Here is a 21,090-nt window from a genome sequence, read left to right on the forward strand (position 1 = left end):
GCGTTCATTCATTATTCTCCGCTTCATCCAACATAGGCGAGATATCACCGCCAACATCGTCCGGGATCTCGCGCAGAAAACTCTGCCCTTTCTGCAACCGCTTGCCGAGGATCTCGACAAAGCCCTCGAAGCGTTCGCGCCCCTTGGCCTGGGCGGCGACCTGCGCCTTGGCCGGCAACGGCGGGGTGATCGCCAACCAGAAGCGAACGAACAGAGCCAAGGTCTCGGCGGTGACGCCGACGTCGCGTTCGACGCGCTGTGTCTGGCGGGTGAGCCGGTCGAGGCGACGCGTGAACGCCGCTTCCCGCAGATCGGCATTGTCGGGCGAAAGGAAGGAGGCCACGGCCGCCTCCACGATAGCGGAGCGCGTCAAGCGCTTGCGCTCGGCAAGCTCGTTGATCCGGCCGATCAACTCGGCAGGCAGGCTCAGATTGAGACGGTCGCGCATGGCTCACAGCTCCATGCCGTCATCGGGATCGAGCGAGACCTGGCGCGCTAGTCCCACCGTCTTCCGGCGCAATGCCTGACGCTGGCGTGCAAGGGTCTCCGGCTCGTCATCGAGCAAGGCGGTAAACTCCTTGGCGGGCTTCTCCTCCTGCGTGTCCTTGACGATCGCGACATGGTCTTGCAGCTCCGGCTCGCGGCGCAGCCCTGCATTGGCCTCGTCCAGATTGGCCAAGGCCGTGGCCTTCAGCACCGGGTCGGGCACCTGCGGTTCGCACTGCGACCAGGCATCGACGGCTTTGGTTCGTTCGAACCGGCGAGGATCCGGCGCCGCCAGCAGGCGCGCACGAAAGCGCTCGTCCTCGTAGTAGCGCACTTTCCGCGCCCGGATCGGCGGCGTGCCGGCGAGCATGACGATCTCCTCGTCCGGCGGCAGTTGCATCACCTCGCCTGGCGTGAGCAGAGGACGAGCGGTTTCCGAGCGCGAGACCATGAGGTGGCCGAGCCAGGGCGACAGGCGATGGCCAGCATAGTTCTTCATCGCCTTCATCTCGGTCGCGGTGCCGAGCGCGTCCGACACACGCTTGGCCGTGCGCTCGTCATTGGTGGCGAAGCTCACCCGGACATGACAATTGTCCAGGATCGAGTTGTTGGCGCCATAGGCTTTTTCGATCTGGTTGAGGCTTTGGGCGATCAGGAAGCTCTTGATGCCGTAGCCCGCCATGAAGGCCAGCGCCGACTCGAAGAAGTCGAGACGGCCGAGCGCCGGGAACTCGTCGAGCATCATCAGGAGGCGATGGCGCTCGCCCGTGGCGTCGAGGTCCTCGGTCAGGCGCCGGCCGATCTGATTGAGAACGAGGCGGATCAGCGGCTTGGTGCGCGAGATGTCGGAGGGCGGCACGACCAGATAGAGCGTAGCTGGGTGCCGGTCGGCCGTGAGGTCAGCGATGCGCCAGTCGCATCGGCTCGTTACCGCCGCGACGACGGGATCGCGGTAAAGGCCGAGGAAGGACATGGCGGTCGAGAGCACACCCGAACGCTCGTTGCCTGACTTGTTGAGGAGTTCTCGCGCGGTCGAGGCGACGACGGGGTGAGGACCCTTCTCGCCCAGATGCTTCGTCGTCATCATCGCCAGCAGAGTCGCCTCGATCGAGCGCTGTGGGTCGGAGAGGAAGGCGGCGACGCCGGCCAGCGTCTTGTCCTTCTCGGCATAGAGAACATGCAGGATTGCGCCAACCAGAAGTGCATGGCTGGTCTTTTCCCAATGATTGCGCCTCTCGAGCGAGCCTTCCGGATCGACCAGCACGTCGGCAACGTTCTGGACGTCCCTCACCTCCCAGTCGCCCTGGCGCACCTCGAGCAAGGGATTGTAGGCAGCCGAGTCCGAGTTGGTGGGATCGAACAGGAGGACGCGGCCATGCCGGGCGCGGAAGCCGGCGGTGAGCCGCCAGTTCTCACCCTTGATGTCGTGGACGATGGCCGAGCCCGGCCAGGTCAGCAGCGTGGGCACGACAAGGCCAACGCCCTTGCCCGAACGGGTTGGGGCGAAGCACAAGACATGTTCAGCGCCGTCATGGCGCAGATAGGTACGCTCGTGCTGGCCGAGGACAACGCCGTCGGCGCCGAGCAGGCCGGCAGCGGCAATCTCCTTCCTGTCGGCCCAGCGTGCCGAGCCATAGGTCTCCACCGTCTTCACTTCGCGTGCCCGCCACACCGACATGGCAATGGCCGAGATGATCGACAGGATGCCGCCGGAGGCAGCGATGAACGCGCCTTCGTTAAAGGTGCCTGGCGCATAAGCATCGTAGACATACCACCACCAGAAGAAAGCCGGCGGATAATAAACCGGCAAGCCCAGCAGCCTGAACCAGGGTGCTCCCAACTGGCCCTGGAAGCCGAGTTGCCAGGCGACATATTGGGTGGCCGCCCATATAGCCGCGAGGACGATGAGGAAGACCACGGTGATCGGCACCCACAGGATCCGGGTCGCGGACATGGCAAGGTCCTTTCTGCTGGTGGGCATAAGAAGATTTGTGGGGTGTCAAAGGCCGAGCCCAAGGTCGCGCTTGCGGCCAAGGCTCCATTCGATGCCGCCTCCTTCCTTGGCAACGCCGGCCACGTGCTGGCCCAGCTTGTGGTCGAGCTCACGCGACCAGGGCACCAGCTGGAAGCCAAGACCGTCGTCGATCATGGCAAAGCGGCCCGAGGAGAGGCTGAGGCGCTGGCGCAACGTGCCGGCGATGGAAGCGCCTGCCTCACCCTTCACATGCGGCAGGCCCGTTTCTACCGAAAGCTGATTGCCGACGGCGTCGAGTTCACGGCGCCGCAGGGTCGAGAGCAGGTTCGGCTGCAGCGCCGGGCGCTGGCCCTCCCGCTGCGCCAGCCCCTGATCGGCCAGATGCTCGGCGCGCGCCAGCATGGCCTCCCGCACCTCCTGGCCGAAGCCGGTCTGCGCCATCGGCATAGGCTCACGCTCGACCAGTCGATGATCGAGCCAGGTGGCGCCGGGTGCCGTAACCTGCGCCGCAAGATCGAGATCGGAGCGCAGGGCAAGAACGAGGGTCGGTCGCCGGTCATCCGTTCCGCCGAAGCGGCGCACCTCGACAATGCCTCCATTGGCCGGCGCCTGCTCGAAGGCTTCGACGCCGTGGAAGCGGACATGGTGCGCCCGGCCATCCGTCCCGTCGATGACGGCATAGGCCTGCCCGGTCAGTTCATCGTGCAAGCCTCTGTCGACGAGACGGCCGATGATCGGCGAGCCATTGCCGACATCATCGATGACATAGTCGGCCACGCCACGCTCTTCGCGCTCCCCTCCCCGCTCGGCAAAGGCCCGGTGCATGGTCTTGATGATATCGCCGCGTTCCCCCAGATCGCGCAGCGTGCGCTCGGCCTCGAGCCCGACCAGCCATTCGCCTGACGCCGATTGAACGGCGAGACCCATCTTCTCGACATGCTGGAGGCGACCGATCATCAGGCGCCGCAGCTCGGGATCGGCGGGACCGGTATTGCCGGGGCGCAGGTCGATATAGCCGACCTCGTCGGCGGTGCGCTGGATCTCGGCATCGAGGCGGGTCCAGCGATCCGCCGAGATCTCTTTCTCAAGTGCATTACGGATCTCATGCTCGGGTTTGGGGCCGAGTTCGAGGGCAACCAGATCCTCGGCGCGTGAACGCAGGCCCCGGCTGACATAATCGCGCGCGATCACCAGATCCGCGCCGGCGTCGTCGACGCCGCGCACGATGAGATGCACATGCGGATTGTCGGTGTTCCAATGATCGGTGGCCACCCAGTCCAGGTGGGTGCCAAGATCGGCCTCCATCTGCCGGGCGAGATCGCGGGTGAAGGCCTTGAGGTCGCTCATTTCAGCGGCGTCCTCGGGTGAGACGATGAAGCGGAAGTGATGGCGGTCGTCCCGGCAGCGCTCGGCGAAGGCGAGGTCGTCGGCGCGGTCGGCGCTGGCGTCGAACATCACGCCCTTGCCGCCCTCGCGGCTGACGCCCTCCCGCTTGAGGTAGGACAGGTGCGCTGAGACCGGCGCCGAGCGGAAGGCCCGGCCCTTGTGTCTGATGATGCGGGCCTTCACCACAACACGGCGCGTGGGGGCGAACAGGCGTGAGCGGCCGAAGGCGGTGCGCCCTCGCCCAAAGGTGGAATGGCCGGGCCGGCCTCCCACCTTCGTTCCAGATCCGGCGCCGGGGATATGTCCAGCCCTCTGTGCGGCCCGCAGCACCTTGCTGATGAAGCTCTTGGCCTTGGGTCCCCGGGTGGAACGGATGCGGCCCGGCCGGATGCGGAGGTCGCTATCCTGCCCGCTCATGGCCAAGCCTCCAGCGGGATCGCCAACGGCCTGTGCATGCGGGCGTGTTGAAAACGTTGGAAAAAACCGGGCAGCATGCCCGCGACCGACCGGCATGCACCGGAAAAAGCAAGCCACGTCAGTGGCTTGGCGTATTCCGGGCAGGCGCTTTTATCTCGCCCTCCTCCGGTCGCCTCCCCTGGCCTCCCCCTGCGTTCCCTCCAACCCACGCCAGAGCCCGAGACAGCACGAAACCCCATCGGCACGCTCAGCGTCCTCATGGCGCCCTCCCTCCACCCGCCCGCTCCGCAAACAGGCTCGCCGAACGCGGCACGATGGCGGCGATTCTGCGTGCTTCGAGTGCAACCGATCTGTCATTTGAGCGACGATCGACCAGCGGACCCACGACCGCCGATTGACGGTCTAGCTGTGCAACGAAGAGCGGTGCGCGCTTCCAGGCCTTGGGATCGACCGCCGCAAGAGCGAAAGGGCGCAGGCGCTTGTCGATGCCGATGATCTGCGCGAGCATTGCGACATAGGCGCGGGTCTCGGCCGGCAAAGGGCGCCCGGCGAGATAGGCCTCATAGCGAGCCGGACCGGCATTATAGGCGGCCAGGAAGCCGGGCGAGCCGTAGCGGTCGTAGAGCTCGCGCAGATAGGCGGTCCCAGCCAGGATGTTGTCGCGCGGATCGAAAGGGTCGGGACCGAGGCGATGCCGTTGACGCAGTTCAGTCCAGGTCGTCGGCATGATCTGCATCAGGCCACGAGCACCCTTGTGCGAGACGGCGGCAGTCTCGCTGTCACTCTCGGCACGCATGACGGCACGGATCCAGGCCGACGGCAGACGGAAGCGCTGTGCGGCATCGGCAATATGCCGGGCATAGGGATCCCCTGGCGAGGGTCGATCGATTGCTGCCAGTTGGGCAATGGCTACGCCGGAAGGCACGGTCACGACAATCAGGCCGGTAAGGGAAAGGAGGAGCAGGCGTCGGGCGGTGCGGCACAGCCAAGGCACCGCCGACTTGCTCATCGGGGGACAGTGCGATGCCATCGCTCAGTCCTTCTCCGCGCGATCGCGCGGACGGTTCCAGTGCAGTGACCAGGAGGTTTTGTCGTCGCCGTTCTGGAACAGGTTGGCGCGGATCGGTTGCGGCAGGGCCGGATCGTCGATGATCAGGGAGATGAAGGCCCCAGCCTTCTCGCTGGTGCGTTTCCATCCGGCACCGATCTCGGGACCGTCCTCACCACCAACATGCAACCGGTAGTCAGGCGTATTCTCGGCTTCGTTCAGTTCGGCCGGAAGAATGGCCAGCTCGGTGTTGAGGAATAGCGTATGAATGCGTCCGGCGAATCCCTTCTTCTCGCGCGTGAACTGTCCGATCTGTGACATGTCGGTCTCCGTTTGGTGGTGGTTTGCTGATGGAAAGTTGACGACAGGCACGCCGCCAGCGACCGCTCAGCGCATCGGCGCGCGCCAGTGAAACCGGCCATCGCCGGCTTCGTCCGTTAGGAGTGGAATGGCCCGTCCGATCACGCTGTTCGCCGGCAGCACGCCGAAGTAGCGGCCGTCGAAGCTGTCGTGGACGTTTGGATTCATCACGAAGACCTCGCCATCGGCCAGCCGACGACAACCCTGCCAGGTGAGCAGTGCGCGGCCTTGCCGATCGCGGTCGAGCGCGTCGCCAATTGGGACCCCATTGACTTTGATGCTGCGGCCACGACGGCACACCACTTGTTCCGACCGTGCGGCGACATGTTTGAGGAGCGGGACGCCTTCGCCGACATAGCCGCGCTCGACCATGAAGCGGGCAACCGGCTCGGGCGGTACCACCGCGACAAGGTCGTCGGCACCGAGAGGGTCCGCCGATCCGATCAAGTACAGACCCACCGGCGTGCTGGCCGAGGCATTCCAAACGAACTTCAGCGGCATCGGGACAGCCGATGCGATGCCTATGCCGAGCGTTGCGAATGAGGTCGCGACGACATAGCCAAAGCGGGTCATCGTTCGATCTCCCGCCGCTTCAGCCAGGCGCGATGGCGCCCCAGCGTATAGGATCGCGGCGTCAAACCGGCACTCATCCGGTTGTGAACATGCTGCCAGTGATCAGGCGCGACGTCGGTCGGATCGATGCCGAGCGCTGCGATCGCATCGATGTGCCGAAGCACCTGCTCGACTTTGGGCCAACCATCGATCTTGAGCAGAATGTCACCCCCGCGCCACACGAAAGGCAGCGTCTGATAGGGCTCGTCCGGCTCGACCGCCCGCACGATGTCGATGCGGGACAGGATCGTTCCGTAGTCATTGGCGGCCCAGCGCAGGAACGCGAAAATGCTGCCCGGCCGGAAGGATAGAACGCGTCGGCGTTGATTGAGGACCCGCTCTTGGACTGCATGTCCGAAGCGGATCCAGTTCTCCATGCGCTTGTCGATCCAGGTCAGTTCGACATGCGTGAGAGCATCTTCCTGCGGGGTCGGCCGACGGTCGCCGCGCAAGCCGCGAGGGGCTGCGCCGGTCATGTTGGTTCTCCTGAGTGGGTTGGAAATGCGTCCGCAAGCGCGACGCACAAGCATGTCGGCGGCGGTCATCGCGTTCCCCCCGATTGGTCGTCGCGCAGGCATTGCCGTGCCTGCGACGCATCACCAGGGATGGAACTGTGCCTGCGGAATGTGGGAGCGTTTCCGCGCTTGCCCGTTCTCAGACCGGAGCTTTTGCCACCGTCATCGGCGGACTTTTCTACATCGCCGCATGCGCAACAGATGTTAGATTCTATGTTAGATTCTAAGTTAAGGGCGCGATTTTCGCTTTGTCCGCCGTGGGTTACATCCTGTTTGGGTGCCCGATAGCACGTGACGTCGGTTCCCGAAGGCACGTGTATGCGGGTTCCCGAAGGCACGTGCCCATCCACAGCTTTTCCACAGGACGTGGACGGCTCGAAGGAGAGCAGAGACTGGCCGCGACCGTCACGTTCGAGGAACAGCGTGTAGCCGGGCAGCGGCTGGCGCCGGACGATGTTGCGCAGTTCGAAGGCAAAGCGTTTGTAGGAGGATAGTCCACCGGATTTGATGTGCAGGTGCCGAAACTCGAAACACCAGCCGCCACGCTGACGGCCGCCATGCTTGCGCACCAGGCGGTAGAGCCAGCGCTCGAGCCCGCCCGTCAGATCGAAATAGGCCCGGTCGATAGTAAGCACGAAGGCATCGTCGAGCACGGCACGGTAGAACCAGTCGGGAAGGATGAGTTCGATGCCCAGGGGGCGCCCGCGCTGATCGGTGCGCTCCTGCCACTCGTTGATCCAGGAAAACCGATGTCGCCTGCCCTTTGCCGGCTGACGGATCGAGGTGCACACGGTGGTCGACTGCAGGCGGTCGAGCGCGGCCTTGAGACGCTGGTAGTCGCGCAGCGAGGTGCCGCGCCCGACGAAGCGCAGGATTTCGTAGGGCCTGGCAGCCATGAGGCGCGAGGTGCGCAGCCCGGCATCGCGGGCCTCGACAATCTGGCTCGCAGCCCAGATCAGGATGTCTGCATCCCAGATCGTGGCCATGCCATGCTCGGGCACGGCCTCGACCCGGATCGAGACGCCGCCGGCGAAGAAATCGATCGGCGTGACCCGATGCGACTTGGCGAGGGAAAAGAAGGGATAGGCCATGAGATCCTGGGCGTCTCGGGGGGCGACGTCACCGGGACGCGAGCGGAACAGGTCGAGCTGCCCGCGCTCCGAAGGCTGATGCCGCATCATCATGAACAAGCTGCCTGTCAGCGAGGAAAGCGGCTGGCGTGGAGCAACGGCGAGGCATGGCGCTTGGCTGGCAGGACCGTTCCGCGAGGATCACTGGTCGAGGTGACGGCGCCGCGGTCGGTCCAGGCGAGAAGATCGTCGACGGCATAGACGACGCGCCCGCCGAGCTTGCGATAGGCGGGACCGGTTCCGTAGGTTCGGTGTTTCTCCAGCGTGCGGGCGGACAGGCTGAGGAACTGGGCGGCTTGCTTGGTGCGCAAAAAGTGCGGCGGCAGGGGGTCGGGTCGCATGGGACATGCCTTTCATGGCGTCGGGGGGTCGGCGCTGACGAACAGCGGCGAACGACGACCACGATGGCGAAGTGACAGCGTCGAGATGCAGTGGGAATTTGGGAGTACCAAAATTCGCACACTCGGATCGACGCTGGATGCGGCTAGGATCGACGGCGATGATGAAGCAGTTTGCGATAGCCGCCAGCAATCATGCCCCGGGCATCCCGCAGCAGGGCCATGACGGCGTAGCGAGCCGAGGCAGCCTGCCAGTCATCGCGGCCCAGCGGCGCCTGGCGCAACACGACCCGCGCGATATCCTGCTGGGTGGCGCCGTAGTGCAAACCATCCCAGGCCTGCAGCATACGGCGAGCCCTGGCCCGTTGCTGCGCGGTCAGGCGGCTATCGGGCGGCACGCGCCGTCGATGCAACGCCGCCAGGAAACGGTAGAGCGCTTCGAGACGATCGAAGCCCTCCAGGCCGAGCGGCACGAGAGCGGCAAGGGCCCCTGCCCGCTCGGCATTGCCGTGGCATAGGAGTTGGACGTGTTGCCCATTGCCGAGATCGTAGCGTAAATGCGTGCCCAACTCGTCGACATGCAAATCGCGTCCGGAGATGTCCGGCTCGATATCATTCGGCTCAATCTGGAACTCGGCGGCCTGCGTCAACAGGACAACGCCAGTATCATCCCGCGGCGACCAGAATACGGCTGCCTCGGAGGCGTCATGCGAGGGATCGACCGGGAAATTGCAGCCCCCATCGCGCGTGGATTCTGGCCACGAGCGGACGAGGATCAGCGCCAGTCCTGGCGAATGCCATGTAATCGTGTCCATACGCCTCGATGCGGCGCAGCCATTCCCAGGCGAGATCGGAGGCGGTCAGACGTTCTTCGACATGATCGTAAAACGCGGAGGAGCGCCACTGGGATGCATCCGGCCTCATCGCGTTCCTCCCCACTGCTGGCGTTATCGAGAGGAGACAGGATTCCGGCATCGCTCGGCCTGGAGAAGTCAGAGAATGGACAACACGTGTTGCCGTTTCGGCATCACGATAACTGGCCACGTCCTCGTCATCGGCCCATTCGCGATCGCCATTGTGCCGTAGGCAAGAACGAGAACCCAGGCATATGTGTGAATTGCGGCGGCAAGGATTGCCGCTGCGCCCTGGCGCGATTCCAAGGAAGAGTCAGCGCGAGGCGCGGCGATCCGAACCTTTCTTGTCAGCTTTAAACCGCAAGAATTGAACTGGAAATCAGATGAGCCAGGATGAACATATCCAACTCATGCCGGGATCAGCACTTATCGCTTATTTGCTTCCTGGCGATCGAAAACAAAGTCCGTCGGCAATCGTCCGCGGAAGGCACGCAAGCTACGGATCAGGTCCTTGCGATCTTGTTCAGGGGCGATTTCTAAGTCGCGACGATTGGCGACGCGGATTTCGACCTCATCGCCAGCCTTCAGACCGAGGGCGTCAACGACTGCGGCGGGAATGCGGACCGCGAGGCTGGTGCCCCATCTGGCAACGCGCATAGCGCGCCTCCTTCAATAGTGACTGTCAGTATGTGTGGTGCCAGGCTGACAGGTCAAGTGTGTCTGCGGGGCGGCATCATCGCCCCCGCCGATGGTCCGCCATCGCATGATGGCCAACGCGGTGCCCCTAATCAACGAATGTGGAGCACCTTATAGCCGCACGAGGAAATCGAGGATGAACCCGCGCCTGATAGTACAAGGCACATGAAGAGGGATGTGTGACGGAAGAGGCAAAAAGCCTTTCCCCTCGTCAGGCCGCAAATGGCCTCGATGCCCGCGAGCGGCCTTGAGCAATAAAAAAGAGACAGGCGCATTCGCGCCTGTCTCCCGAAAGCTCAGAACGGGAGGCTTGCGGCCGGGACGGGTTCGGCCGGAGCGAGGAAGGAGACCCAGAAGCTCTCGGCTTCCTCGGCGGCGAGAGCCTCGCCAGCTTTCTGCAGCGCGTTCCAGATCGCCTCGCGTTCGATGGGATCGAGGTAGGCTTTGTACTCGGCGTTGAGTTCTTCGATGTGGCGTTCGAGAGTGAATTCGTAGGTCATGCTGTCCTCCTAGGTGTCGATGACGGGAGGCGGGCACGGACGCAGCGAAGACAGGGTCAAGGAGCGCGAAGCGACCGGCGGAGCCGGCGAGCGGGGGAGCCGAAATTCGCTAGAATTTTGGGGGAACCGCTCGTCCTTGAGGCTGGCTGAACGAGCCGTAGACTGGGGCGTCAGAGAGAAAGAGAGCGCGGCCCCCGAATAGCGCCGGCAGGCGCGGGGGCCGCTCCGTTCCGACTGGCAAGCCGGAGTACAGCGCGCAGAGTCTCGCATCCGGTAACGAGCAAGGCACCGCCGACGGACAACCACTGTGCTGGCGACTCAAGAGATGGAGGGCAACCGACGCCGCCCTCCCATAGATGCTTCACTCCAATTCATAGGGCGCGTAGTGAATGCCATCGAGATCTTCGCACCCGATATGCCAGCGCCGGTCGGACCAGATGGCCGGCATATGTGCCAGATCCGCACCGTAATGGGCGATGATGATCGCGTCCGGCTTGTGAAAGAGGCCGAATTCCACTTTGTTCTCTATCAGGGTGCAGTAGTGCCGTGGTCAGGAACTCTTTCGAGATCGTGACCGGCAGATACACTTCACCGTCGAAATAGGCCCGCACGGTCAAGCAATCAGCTTCGTTCGCCTCAATCGATACGAGTTCATTTTGTGTCATCGAAAATCTCCTTTGCGTTACTGACGCTCAGGAGCTCGCACTGGCGCTTCGAGGGGTCAGGGACCGCGAAGCGGCGAGCGGAGAACCGATTTTTCGAAAGCTTCGGCAGGGGTACGAAGCAAAAATCGGTTCTCCGCGATGTCCTTGACGCCACGGAGGCTGTGCGACAATGGGCCGTCAGTGAGAGAAGACCCACGGCGACGAGGGCGCCGTGTCCGCATCCGGCGAAACCGGCGTGGAGTGCAAGGGGTGCCCTCTCGCGACGAAGCCGACCGGTCTATGCGGCTGGCCTCGTCAACCACAAGGATCGTCACCGATATTGGCGAATACCGCATTGGAAACGATGGCAAAGCCTGCCCTCATTTGTCGTGACCCGACTCATGGCGAGATTTTTCGCGCGTAAGGCAAGCCCACGCTGAGCTCATCTGTGAGGCACCCCGGCGGCTCACGCCGCCGGGGTGCCAGTGCCTGGTTCAGAAGGGAACTTCGGAGTCCTCATCCTGCTGATCGTCACCGTTTTCGGTCTGCTTGGCCCGGTTCAGGAAGTCCACCGTCTCGGCAATGATCTCGCAGCCATAGCGGTCGACGCCCCCTTGGTCAGTCCATTTGGTGTAGTGGATGCGGCCGCGCACCAGGATCTTCATGCCCGCCTCGCAATATTGCTGGATCGTCTTGCCGAGGCCGTTGAAGGCGGTGATGCGATGCCATTCGGTGTCCTGGACCCTCTGGCCCTTGTCGTCCCGGACAACCCGGCCTTCCGAATAGCGGGGACGGGAGGTGGCGAGGGTGAAGTGGGTGATGTTGGTGCCACCATTGGTGGTGCGGGTTTCCGGGGCCTGGCCGATGTTGCCGGCGAGAATGACGATATTTTGCATGGTGTTTCTCCGTTGCTTCCCGGAGGGACCATTCCCTCCGATGAGACCCGGCCAAGGCCGCCGGGAGACGCCTGCATTGCCGCCTGGGCGGCAGCTTGACCCCCAAGGTCCGTAGTGGTGCGGGCAGGCGCTTTGCGCCAACACGGTGCGGAACCGCGGGGGTTGCGGTCGGAAACCGAACGGACTTAGGGGATCTGTCAGTCGGAGGGATTGGTGCTTTCGAGCGCGAGCATGGAGAACAACGGCAGAACCTTCACCCTTGCCGGCCGTAGTGATGCGTCTGGTCGCCCCGAAATCCCTGTCCAACACTGAGGGGCTCGCCTGTATTCCAGATCACGCCAACACCGCGACCAACAGCATGCCCAGCCAGACAAGCTTGCGCCAGAGCTTAACGGATATTCAGTTACGCGCGAATGTCAGCAGCTCTTGCGGTTTACGGCTCGTTGCTGGGGGGAAGAACGAGCTCAACATGACTGACCTCAAGGGCCTGCGCCAACTCATAGAGCGTGATGATGGTTGGGTTACGCTTACCACGCTCCAGATTGGAGAGATATTGCTGGCTGAAACCCGAGCGCGCCTCGACCTCTTCCTGCGTCAGGCCTCTATCCTGTCGCAGGCGAGCGAAGTTCTGCCCTACCAGCTTGCGCATATCCATGCGCCAATGGTTGGCGTGTAACGGCACGCATTTGTATCAACTATAATATGTAAATGCGATCCATCCCGAGCAATCTAGAGGTGTGCATACGGTGAAAAGCGGCGTCAATCGCCGTTCTGTCCACGGCTTTTTTGCGGGCAATTCATCTTGAGCAGCCCAAGCCTGACGCGGACTCTAAGGCATCGTGCTCCCGTTCCGTCGATGATCACGGCCCGTGACGTTGATCAGGCATTTCGTCTGGCGGGGTCGAAAGATAAAGCGAGGCATAGATGTAACCGGTCGTACGTTCGAGACGAGTGTCAAAGCCTCGATTCTGCATCACCTCGAGGAGGCCATGTTGCTCACTGACCGTGGAAAACCGACGCTGGCGGGCGGCCAGAACCTCCCTGGACTGCAGCCCATGGGATGCCAGAATGGTGGCTATGTCGGTGTAGGAATAAGGATGCATGACAAAGGCTGCCACCCATGGACACGATATCCTGGTTGCTGCGTATACACGCGCGAAGGTGCGCTCGGTGGCATAGCCGACACTTCCCGTGGAAATGATGATGTCAGCCCCTTCAAGCGCCCGCCATTCGGGAACGGTGGGTTCGGAGCGCTCAAGGTCGGTGGTCACGATGGCATCGACCAATCCAACGGACCGGGCATAGCGAGCAGCCCGTTCGCTGGGGTCGACGCCGACAATATGAAGGTCGGCTCCCACACTCCGGCTTTCAAAGAAGGCGCGATGGTCGGCGCTACGCCGAACGGCCAGAGGTCCGTCCTCAGCGGCATAAGCCGCGTAGAGGTCATCAAGGCCCATGTCGGTGCGTAGGAGTGCGGCATTGACGCCGTAGGAACAGCCGATATCGATGATCTTGAGCCGATCCTTTTGGCGCAGCGACCTGTAGCGATCGAAGATCGAGAGAAAGACGGGCTTGGCTCGATCGGGAATGATGTAATCCAACGCCAGATGCGCCTTCAGATAGCTGTGCGGCCAGTCCCGATTATAACTGGTCGAAAAGTCATGCTTCACCATCCGGATACCATCTGACGGGCTCGGGCCGGTCTTGGTCATCAGGAACCTCCCTGCGTGCCGTTTCTCGAGCCTGAGCTTGAGCGCCGCCGGGTGGGTTTGCAAACTACATTGCAGAATATATTCGATATACCAATTGGTTAGATCAAATTCGCTACCCGGTATACCGGTTTAGACAATCGGTATCCCATCGTTGACAATACATATTATAATATGTAAAAGCGATATATCGGGAGGTTGTTTCATGCCGTTGAGCATCGAACATCAGGCGCCATCGCCGCGTCAGCGTTTTGCCGCCATTCACCAGACGTTGCGCAATCGGATATGCCTGCTGATCTATGCGCCCGGAGCGGCGCTCAGCGAGGCGGAGTTGGCGCGCGAATTCGGGGTCAGCCGAACGCCGATGCGGCGAGTGATGCAGGCGTTGGAGAACGAAGGATTGATCGAGACCACGCCGAGCGTCGGCTCCATGGTCACGGCCGTCGACCTGCGAGCGCTGCGCGATGCCTATTCACTGCGCATCAAGCTTGCCGAGTTGCTCGGAGAGCTCAGCCCTGCGACGACGTTCACCCGCACGATTGCAACGCTGCGTGAACTGGCTGCCGAGTGCACACCCTTGGTGGTCGACCATGACGTCCAGGCGCTGGCGCAGATCAGCCACAGGCTTCAGGATGAAATCCTGCAACTGTCCGGCAACGCTGAATACCGGAACATTTCCGAGGTTCTCTACTACAAGACGATTCGGGCCTATCTACAAATCCTGCCCGAGCTCAACTGGTCGCCGGAGATCCTCTCTCAAGCCGAGGAGATCGGGGAGATCATAGCCTCGCTGGAAGCCTGTGACGTCAAGGCCGTCGGCTTCATCCGACGCAACCACATCGCTCGCACTCTCAACCGCATCACCAGCTTCATGCTCGGTGAGCGGGACTGATGGAGGAGAACCGATGACACCGGATATTGCCATGCCTGACCAGAGTCACACCCCGCTCCAGGCCGAAGCCGTCTTTTTGCGCGATGTCGACAAGAGCTATGATGGAACGTCGAATGTCGTCGAGGGGCTCAATCTCGAGGTCGGCGCCGGCGAGTTTCTCACCATCCTGGGGCCATCCGGCTCGGGCAAAACCAGCATCTTGATGATGCTGGCCGGCTTTGAGCAGCCCAGCGCCGGTTCGATCCGCATCGGCGACAGGGACGTTTCGCACCTGCCGCCCTATCGGCGCAACATCGGCATGGTGTTTCAGCACTATGCCTTGTTTCCGCACCTGACCATCGCTCAAAATCTCGCTTATCCTCTGCAGGCCCGCAGATGGCCCCGCATGGAGGTCAGCGCGCGCGTCGGCTGGGCGCTTTCCCTGGTTCGCCTGGGTGACATGGGAGAGCGATATCCCACGCAATTGTCGGGTGGACAGCAACAGCGCATCGCGCTTGCCCGCGCGCTTATCTACAACCCACAGCTGGTGCTGATGGACGAACCCTTGGGCGCTCTTGACAAGCAACTGCGCGATCAGATGCAGGACGAAATCACCCGCATTCATCGCGAACTGAGGCCGACCATCATCTATGTGACCCACGACCAGGGCGAGGCCTTGTCCTTGTCTGATCGGGTCTGTGTCTTCGAGGGCGGTCGCATCGCGCAGGTCGGCACGCCAACCGACCTCTACGAGGCCCCGACCAGTTCCTTCGTGGCTGGCTTTCTTGGAGAAAACAATGCCATCGCTGGCACGTTTCTGTCGTCGGATGGGGGCCGCTGCCACATAAGGCTCGCCGGCGGCGAAGTCGTTTGCGCACTCAACATGGGCAATGCCCACTACGGCGAGCTGGTTTCGGTCGCCATCAGACCGGAGCGCATAAGAACCGTCCAGGAGGGTAGTTGCAACGCTCTCCAGGCCGACGTGATCGATGCAATCTATCTCGGTGATGCGCACAGGGTGCGTCTGCGCACGAGCGATGGTGCAGAGATCATCTGGAAACTCCCCAACTGCGGCAGCCAGCCCCTGCCGGTACAGGGTGATACCATAAGACTGGGCTGGAGCACACAGGACGCCCGGGCCTTTCCAGCCCCTCGTTCCTGACACCCATTCCATCCATCCGGAGGTCGAAATGAACTGTCGCCTGACAGCATGCGCGTCCTATTGTCTGATGCTCCTCGCCACGACGGCGCCGGCGCGAGCCGCCGAGGCCCTCACCGTCGTCTCCTATGGCGGCCAATACACCGCGAGCCAGGCCAAGGCGCAGTACGAACCCTTCACGGCAAAGACCGGAATTAGCATTCAGTCGGTCGACTACAATGGAGGCCTGGCCGAACTGATCGCGCAGGTACGATCGGGAACGGTCAGCTGGGACGTAGTCGACGTCGAGCAGCAGGATCTCGAGCGAGGTTGCGCGGATGGCCTGTTTGTAAAAGTCGATCTGACCAGCCTGCCAGCCGGCAGTGACGGCGCGTCGGCGAAAGCAGACTTCCTTCCGGGGGCGCTGCAACCTTGCGGTGTCGGTTCGGTGGTGTGGTCGAACGTCATCGCCTTCAACCAGACCGCCTTCCCCGGAGCCAAGCCCAAGACGCTCGAGGACTTTTTCGATCTCAAGGCTTTTCCCGGCAAGCGCGGTCTTCCCAAACGACCCAACGCCCTGCTCGAATGGGCATTGATGGCCGATGGTGTGGCGGCCAAGGACGTCTATGCGACCTTGAGCACGCCCGAAGGGCTGGATCGCGCCTTCGCCAAGCTCGATACCATCAAGGATCAGGCCGTGTTCTGGGAAACCGGCGCCCAGATGATCCAGCTCCTGGCTGATGGCGAGGTGGCCGTTTCGGCAGCCTATAACGGGCGCATTCAAGGGGCGATCACCGATGACAAGAAGCCCCTTGTCATCATCTGGGACCGCCAGATCTGGAATGCCGACTATTATGCGATCGTTGCCGGCACCAAAAGACAGGACATTGCCAAGGCCTTCATTGCATTTGCGACCGGCACGGGACCGCTTGCGATGCAAACGCGCTATCTTGCCTACGGTCCTGTGCGTCGTTCGGCCCAGGCTCTGGTGGATCCCTCCCTGGCCGCCAGTTTGCCCACCGCCCCCGGCAATTTTCAAAGCGCGCTTTCCTTCGATGCCAAATGGTGGATGGAGCACGGCGATGCCGTCAATGAGCGCTACGCCGCCTGGCTGTCGCAATGACAATCGCCCGCTCCACGCAAACGGGCTGGCTTCTGGTTCTGCCCCTCTTCGCCTTCATCATCGTGGCCTTCATCGGGCCCATCGCGCTGATGCTGGCGCGCAGTGTGTATGACCCCGAACTCGCCGAACTGATGCCGCGAACACGGGCGGCCCTGTCGACCTGGAACGGGAATGGCGTGCCACCATCCTCCGCACTCGACAGCGCCCGAGCCGATCTGAGAGCAGCGGTCGAGCAGGGCAGCGCGGGACGTCTTGCGCTGCGCCTCAACCGGGAACGGTCTGGCTTTGGCATGCTGATCGACCGGACCACGACGGCCTTGAGCCTGCAGCCGACCGCGCGGCTGACTGACCTTGATCCACGGTGGGGCACGCCGGCGCTCTGGCAGATCCTCGCCAGCCGGACGCAGCCCTTCACCGCGTTGCACTTCCTTAATGCATTCGATCTCAAGACCGCAGCAGGCGGCGGCATCGAACTTCAGGACCAAAGCCGGCGGATCTATGTGGATCTATTCGTGCGCACACTCAGCGTGGCGGCAATCGTGACGCTTATTTGTGCGTTGCTTGGCTACCCTCTCGCCCATGCAATCGCCCGCTCCGGGCCACGGCTGCGCCTGCTTTTGCTGTTTGTGGTCATGTTGCCGTTCTGGACCTCGCTCCTGGTTCGCGCCACCGCGTGGATCGTACTTCTTCAGCGCAAGGGCGTTCTCAACGAAGCTCTCGTGGCCAGCGGGCTCCTTGGCGACAATCAACGACTGGAGCTGATGTACAACCTGACCGGCACCGTCATCGTCATGGTGCATGTGCTGCTGCCGTTCTTCGTCCTGCCCCTGTACTCGGTGATGACGGGACTGCCGGGCGCTTATGTTCGGGCTTCCGCAAGCCTGGGCGCGCGACCGTTCTATACGTTCTGGCGCGTCTATCTGCCCTTGACCTATCCGGGTATCGCATCGGGCTCGGTTCTCGTCTTCGTGCTGTCGCTCGGCTACTACGTCACGCCGGCCCTTGTGGGCGGGCGGACAGGCCAACTCATTTCCAATCAGATCGCCTTCCACATGCAAAAGAGCTTGAACTGGGGCCTGGCCGCGGCGCTCGGCAGCGTACTACTTGCCATCGTCGTCGTGATCGCACTGATCCTGCCTCGCCTGACCCAACGGGGAGGATTGCGAGCATGAATCGTCTGGGATCCATTGTCTTTTGGGCCTTCTGCGGTGCCGTCTGCGCCTTTCTGATCGGACCCGTGCTGGTCGTGATCCCGCTCTCCTTCAATCCGGAGCCCTATTTCTCGTTCACGAGACAGATGGTCACATTGGATCCGGCCGGCTGGTCACTGCGCTGGTACCGGGAGATCGCTCTCAATTCGCAATGGCAACTGGCGTTCCGCAACAGCCTGATCATAGCGGCCATCGTCACGCCAACGGCAACGCTCCTGGGAACGCTGGCAGCCCTTGGCCTGCGGCGCATGCCCGTCCGGCAAACGAGAACAGTCGCCATCGTGCTGTCCTCACCGTTGATCGTTCCCATCATCATCTTCGCGACGGGCAGCTATTTGTTTTTTGCGCCGCTGGGGCTGACGCAATCCTTCACCGGCATCATCCTCGCCCATACCGCACTGGCAGCGCCCTATGTCGTCGTCACCGTCGGAGGCGCTCTGGCGACCTTCGACGAGCGGCTTCTGCGCGCGGCTTCCATCCTCGGCTCGCGTCCTCTGGCAGCATTTTGCAAGGTGACCGTACCCTTGATGGCCCCTGGCATCATCGCCGGCGCACTCTTTGCTTTCATCACCTCCTTCGACGAGGCGGTCGTTGCCCTTTTCCTCGCCGGCTATGATCAGAGGACGGTGCCCCTACAGATGTGGTCTGGCATGCGCGACCAGCTCAGCCCCGCCGTGCTGGCTGCAGCGACGGTGCTGATCGTCGTGGTCGCGACGGCCATGGCCGTAATTGCCATAGTCCGCAGCGCCCTCTCGCCGATGAGGGCACGATGACCACCTCACCTTCGGCTCTGCAACTCGATTTTCTGGAGTCTGTATCGCTCGTCTTTGCCGGCTATGCATGGGAACGAGCGGACCTTGCCCGATTGACTGCCTCGGCCGGCAGTGGCCTGGTTTCTCCCGCCCAGGACCTTGTTTTTGCCTTGCAGACCCTATCCGACCTCGACTTTGGCGCTGTGACCATTCCGCGGCGCGCCGTTTTCTGCGTTTGCGAGCCCAAATGACAAGTGGTTCTCCCCCCTCTTCGCTGCGTGCCATGCGCAAGAACATGATGTCCGGCATCATCCGCCCCATCGATCTTGTGGAAACCTGCTTGCGCCGAGCCCGTCGGTTGCGCCGGCGTAGCCATGCTTACATCACCCTCGCGAACGATACGGCGCTCAAGGAAGCCAGGGCTCTGGAGCATCGTGAGCAACTTAGCCCCCTCGCCGGTATTCCCTACGCCTGCAAGGATGTCTTCGATACGATCGACCTGCCGACGACTGCCGGCTCGCGGTCGATGGCGGACTATCGCGCACGCGATGATGCCAGTGTTGTCCGGCGTCTGCGCGAAGCGGGAGCTGTCCTCATCGGCAAGACCAACCTGCACGAATTCAGCTATGGCATCACCGGCGAGAATGGCGTGTTCGGAACACCCCCCAACCCGCATGACGAAACCTGCATCGCAGGTGGATCGAGCAGTGGGTCAGCGGTAGCGGTTGCCCAAGGGAGCGCGGTTTTCGCGCTGGGAACCGATACAGGCGGATCGGTGCGGGTGCCCGCCGCCTTGTGCGGCCTGGTCGGATTGAAGCCCACAATGGGGCTGATCGACACCCAGGGTGTCATTCCCTTTTGCTGGTCCCTTGACCATGTTGGCCTGATCACGCGATCCTGTATCGACGCATTGGATGTGCTCGAGGTTTTGGCACGGCGGCAAGGAACAATCTCACAGCCGGCCGAACCATCGGCGACTGCAGGCCGTGGCTATGAGGCCAACGTGCTGAAAGGTCTGCGGATTGGCGTTCCGCGTCCCTATTTCTTCGACAATGCCGATCCCGAGGTCATCACCGCCGTCGATCGGGTCTTGATACGCTGTCAGGATTTGGGCGCGCGTCTCGTCCCTTTGCCTGCGCTCGACATGAACCATGTCCGCACTGCTTCGCTCGCGATCCAGCTCGTGGAAGCCTTCGCCTGGCACAAGTCTCGTTTGAAGACCCACATGTCGCTTTATGGCCAGGACGTGCGTGACGGCTTGTTGCAGGGTCAGTTCGTGCTCGCCGAGCACTATGTGCAGGCGCTGCGTTTCATGGAGGCCAAGAGGCTCGAGCTCGATCGCTTTTTTCGTAGCATCGACGTCATGATCACGCCGACGACGCCGATCGTGGCACCGCGGCTGGGGGCACGGTCGGTGGTCATCGGAGAGATCGAAGAACCTGTCGGCAATGCCTTGGCTCGCTTTACCTGCCTGTTCAACCTGACCGGCCATCCAGCCTTATCTGTCCCCATCGGCCGGCATTCCACGCGGCTCCCCATCGGTCTGCAGATGGTTGGCCGTCCGTTTGAGGATATGAGGCTGCTATCGATCGGTCACATGCTTGAAAGGATCGGGGCGGTGCGATGGCGGGCGCCGTCTCTTCGCGACGAGGCATGACGGTCAGGCCGCCTGTCACGCCGCCTCTTCCTCCCTTGTGACCCAATTGGCCAGATCCGTCAGCTCGGCCATATAGGCGGCAGCCAGCGCGTGGCTTACAAGGTAGGGCAAGGCCTGCGCAAAAAGCTGCGAAAACGCAACGAGCTTGTCTATGGCCGCCTCACGATCGCGCCGGCGCAATGCTCCGACCAACTCCGCAAAAGCATGGCGCAGCCTGCTACCGATGCGCCGGCTTTCAAAGGCACGCAGGCGAATATGATGAGTCTGTTCACAAAGACGATGGATGCATATTGGAATCGTATTCTCGCCCGTTGCGCGCCCGAGCGTCTCGAACAGCATTTCGGTCTCGCAGGTCAGGCTCAAGGCCGTGCCGCGTGTCTTGAGCTGGAGCGGCGGCATGACCCCATCGGCGTCCTGCCGCGGAGCCAAGCAAAGAGCAAGATCGGCTCCTTCAAGACAATGCCGAACGATCACGCAGAGCATCTCGTTAAACTCGACGATGTCCTGAAGACGCATTTCTCGGGCAAAGAACCCTTTTGCGGGTATAGCGTCAACCAGCCCCTCTGCATGGAGCCGCATCAACGCTTCGCGCACCGGCGTGTTTGATACTCCCAGAAGTTGGGCAATCACACTGATAGGAAGGTGCTGACCCGGCTTGAAGCGATAATGTAAAGCATGGGTCCGGAGTGTCGAGTAGACGCTGGTTCGGCGTTTGCCCCCGACGGCCCCATTCGCCATTGGCGCATGGGGCACGGCAGTCCACTTATTCATT

Annotated in this window: 25 protein-coding genes; 7 read left to right on the forward strand and 18 right to left on the reverse strand. The window is 62.4% G+C overall.

What is annotated here, in order from left to right:
• Positions 1–4 precede the first annotated feature (4 nt).
• The 17 genes from ACZYTC_RS32585 to ACZYTC_RS32665 form a co-directional block, all read right to left on the reverse strand.
• The gene (locus ACZYTC_RS32585) at positions 5–448 is read right to left on the reverse strand and encodes a ribbon-helix-helix domain-containing protein (RefSeq protein WP_488991547.1); all 444 of its coding nucleotides are present in this window, start codon (positions 446–448) and stop codon (positions 5–7) included.
• 3 nt (positions 449–451) lie between these two features.
• The gene (locus tag ACZYTC_RS32590; protein WP_488991548.1) at positions 452–2,440 is read right to left on the reverse strand and encodes a conjugal transfer protein TraG; all 1,989 of its coding nucleotides are present in this window, start codon (positions 2,438–2,440) and stop codon (positions 452–454) included.
• A 45-nt stretch (positions 2,441–2,485) separates the two neighbouring features.
• Positions 2,486–4,264: a relaxase/mobilization nuclease domain-containing protein gene (locus tag ACZYTC_RS32595; protein ID WP_488991549.1), complete on the reverse strand. Its 1,779-nt coding sequence runs from the start codon at positions 4,262–4,264 to the stop codon at positions 2,486–2,488.
• A 256-nt stretch (positions 4,265–4,520) separates the two neighbouring features.
• A complete protein-coding gene (locus ACZYTC_RS32600) occupies positions 4,521–5,294 on the reverse strand; it encodes a lytic transglycosylase domain-containing protein (protein WP_488991550.1) in 774 nt (257 codons plus the stop codon).
• A 3-nt stretch (positions 5,295–5,297) separates the two neighbouring features.
• The gene (locus ACZYTC_RS32605) at positions 5,298–5,633 is read right to left on the reverse strand and encodes a DUF736 domain-containing protein (protein ID WP_488991551.1); all 336 of its coding nucleotides are present in this window, start codon (positions 5,631–5,633) and stop codon (positions 5,298–5,300) included.
• A 66-nt stretch (positions 5,634–5,699) separates the two neighbouring features.
• Complete coding sequence (locus ACZYTC_RS32610) at positions 5,700–6,245, reverse strand: S26 family signal peptidase (RefSeq protein ID WP_488991552.1); 546 nt, start codon at positions 6,243–6,245, stop codon at positions 5,700–5,702.
• Positions 6,242–6,760: a DUF2840 domain-containing protein gene (locus ACZYTC_RS32615; protein WP_488991553.1), complete on the reverse strand. Its 519-nt coding sequence runs from the start codon at positions 6,758–6,760 to the stop codon at positions 6,242–6,244. Before ACZYTC_RS32615 ends, ACZYTC_RS32610 begins: the two co-directional genes overlap by 4 nt.
• 65 nt (positions 6,761–6,825) lie before the next feature.
• Positions 6,826–7,983 carry a replication initiator protein A gene (locus ACZYTC_RS32620; protein ID WP_488991554.1) on the reverse strand — a complete coding sequence of 386 codons (1,158 nt, stop codon included), beginning with the start codon at positions 7,981–7,983 and terminating at the stop codon, positions 6,826–6,828.
• Between the two features lie 14 nt (positions 7,984–7,997).
• On the reverse strand, positions 7,998–8,270 hold the full coding sequence (locus ACZYTC_RS32625) for a helix-turn-helix transcriptional regulator (RefSeq protein ID WP_488991555.1): 273 nt from the start codon (positions 8,268–8,270) through the stop codon (positions 7,998–8,000).
• Positions 8,271–8,413: 143 nt separating this feature from the next.
• Positions 8,414–9,082: a DUF2285 domain-containing protein gene (locus tag ACZYTC_RS32630; protein ID WP_488991556.1), complete on the reverse strand. Its 669-nt coding sequence runs from the start codon at positions 9,080–9,082 to the stop codon at positions 8,414–8,416.
• A complete protein-coding gene (locus tag ACZYTC_RS32635; protein ID WP_441774186.1) occupies positions 8,973–9,242 on the reverse strand; it encodes a transcriptional regulator domain-containing protein in 270 nt (89 codons plus the stop codon). The genes ACZYTC_RS32630 and ACZYTC_RS32635 overlap by 110 nt, the downstream gene beginning before the upstream one ends.
• Positions 9,243–9,547: 305 nt before the next feature.
• A complete protein-coding gene (locus tag ACZYTC_RS32640) occupies positions 9,548–9,778 on the reverse strand; it encodes an AbrB/MazE/SpoVT family DNA-binding domain-containing protein (protein WP_441774138.1) in 231 nt (76 codons plus the stop codon).
• A gap of 335 nt (positions 9,779–10,113) precedes the next feature.
• Entirely contained in the window at positions 10,114–10,317 is a 204-nt protein-coding gene (locus tag ACZYTC_RS32645) for a hypothetical protein (RefSeq protein WP_441774139.1), read from the reverse strand.
• Positions 10,318–10,678: 361 nt separating this feature from the next.
• Complete coding sequence (locus ACZYTC_RS32650; RefSeq protein ID WP_488991557.1) at positions 10,679–10,834, reverse strand: hypothetical protein; 156 nt, start codon at positions 10,832–10,834, stop codon at positions 10,679–10,681.
• Between the two features lie 621 nt (positions 10,835–11,455).
• Entirely contained in the window at positions 11,456–11,857 is a 402-nt protein-coding gene (locus tag ACZYTC_RS32655; protein WP_441774141.1) for a single-stranded DNA-binding protein, read from the reverse strand.
• A gap of 433 nt (positions 11,858–12,290) precedes the next feature.
• Complete coding sequence (locus tag ACZYTC_RS32660; protein WP_488991558.1) at positions 12,291–12,512, reverse strand: helix-turn-helix domain-containing protein; 222 nt, start codon at positions 12,510–12,512, stop codon at positions 12,291–12,293.
• A gap of 205 nt (positions 12,513–12,717) precedes the next feature.
• Entirely contained in the window at positions 12,718–13,569 is an 852-nt protein-coding gene (locus ACZYTC_RS32665; RefSeq protein WP_488991559.1) for a class I SAM-dependent methyltransferase, read from the reverse strand.
• A gap of 202 nt (positions 13,570–13,771) precedes the next feature.
• Between ACZYTC_RS32665 and ACZYTC_RS32670 the strand changes: the two genes are divergently transcribed.
• The 7 genes from ACZYTC_RS32670 to ACZYTC_RS32700 are packed head-to-tail and all read left to right on the forward strand — an operon-like array spanning position 13,772 to position 20,318.
• A complete protein-coding gene (locus ACZYTC_RS32670; protein WP_488991560.1) occupies positions 13,772–14,458 on the forward strand; it encodes a GntR family transcriptional regulator in 687 nt (228 codons plus the stop codon).
• Between the two features lie 31 nt (positions 14,459–14,489).
• A complete protein-coding gene (locus ACZYTC_RS32675; protein WP_488991561.1) occupies positions 14,490–15,599 on the forward strand; it encodes an ABC transporter ATP-binding protein in 1,110 nt (369 codons plus the stop codon).
• Between the two features lie 28 nt (positions 15,600–15,627).
• Positions 15,628–16,698 carry an ABC transporter substrate-binding protein gene (locus tag ACZYTC_RS32680; protein WP_488991562.1) on the forward strand — a complete coding sequence of 357 codons (1,071 nt, stop codon included), beginning with the start codon at positions 15,628–15,630 and terminating at the stop codon, positions 16,696–16,698.
• Positions 16,695–17,870 (forward strand): ABC transporter permease, encoded by a 1,176-nt coding sequence (locus ACZYTC_RS32685; protein WP_488991563.1) that lies wholly within the window; start codon positions 16,695–16,697, stop codon positions 17,868–17,870. Before ACZYTC_RS32680 ends, ACZYTC_RS32685 begins: the two co-directional genes overlap by 4 nt.
• Positions 17,867–18,682, forward strand: coding sequence for an ABC transporter permease (locus ACZYTC_RS32690; RefSeq protein ID WP_488991564.1), 816 nt, complete (start codon positions 17,867–17,869; stop codon positions 18,680–18,682). The genes ACZYTC_RS32685 and ACZYTC_RS32690 overlap by 4 nt, the downstream gene beginning before the upstream one ends.
• Entirely contained in the window at positions 18,679–18,912 is a 234-nt protein-coding gene (locus ACZYTC_RS32695; protein WP_488991565.1) for a hypothetical protein, read from the forward strand. The genes ACZYTC_RS32690 and ACZYTC_RS32695 overlap by 4 nt, the downstream gene beginning before the upstream one ends.
• A gap of 44 nt (positions 18,913–18,956) precedes the next feature.
• Positions 18,957–20,318: an amidase gene (locus tag ACZYTC_RS32700; RefSeq protein ID WP_488991566.1), complete on the forward strand. Its 1,362-nt coding sequence runs from the start codon at positions 18,957–18,959 to the stop codon at positions 20,316–20,318.
• A gap of 15 nt (positions 20,319–20,333) precedes the next feature.
• Here the strand turns inward: ACZYTC_RS32700 and ACZYTC_RS32705 are convergent, their stop codons facing one another.
• Positions 20,334–21,089 (reverse strand): GntR family transcriptional regulator, encoded by a 756-nt coding sequence (locus ACZYTC_RS32705; protein ID WP_488991567.1) that lies wholly within the window; start codon positions 21,087–21,089, stop codon positions 20,334–20,336.
• Position 21,090 lies beyond the last annotated feature (1 nt).

This window comes from Labrys sp. F242 (assembly GCF_057813875.1).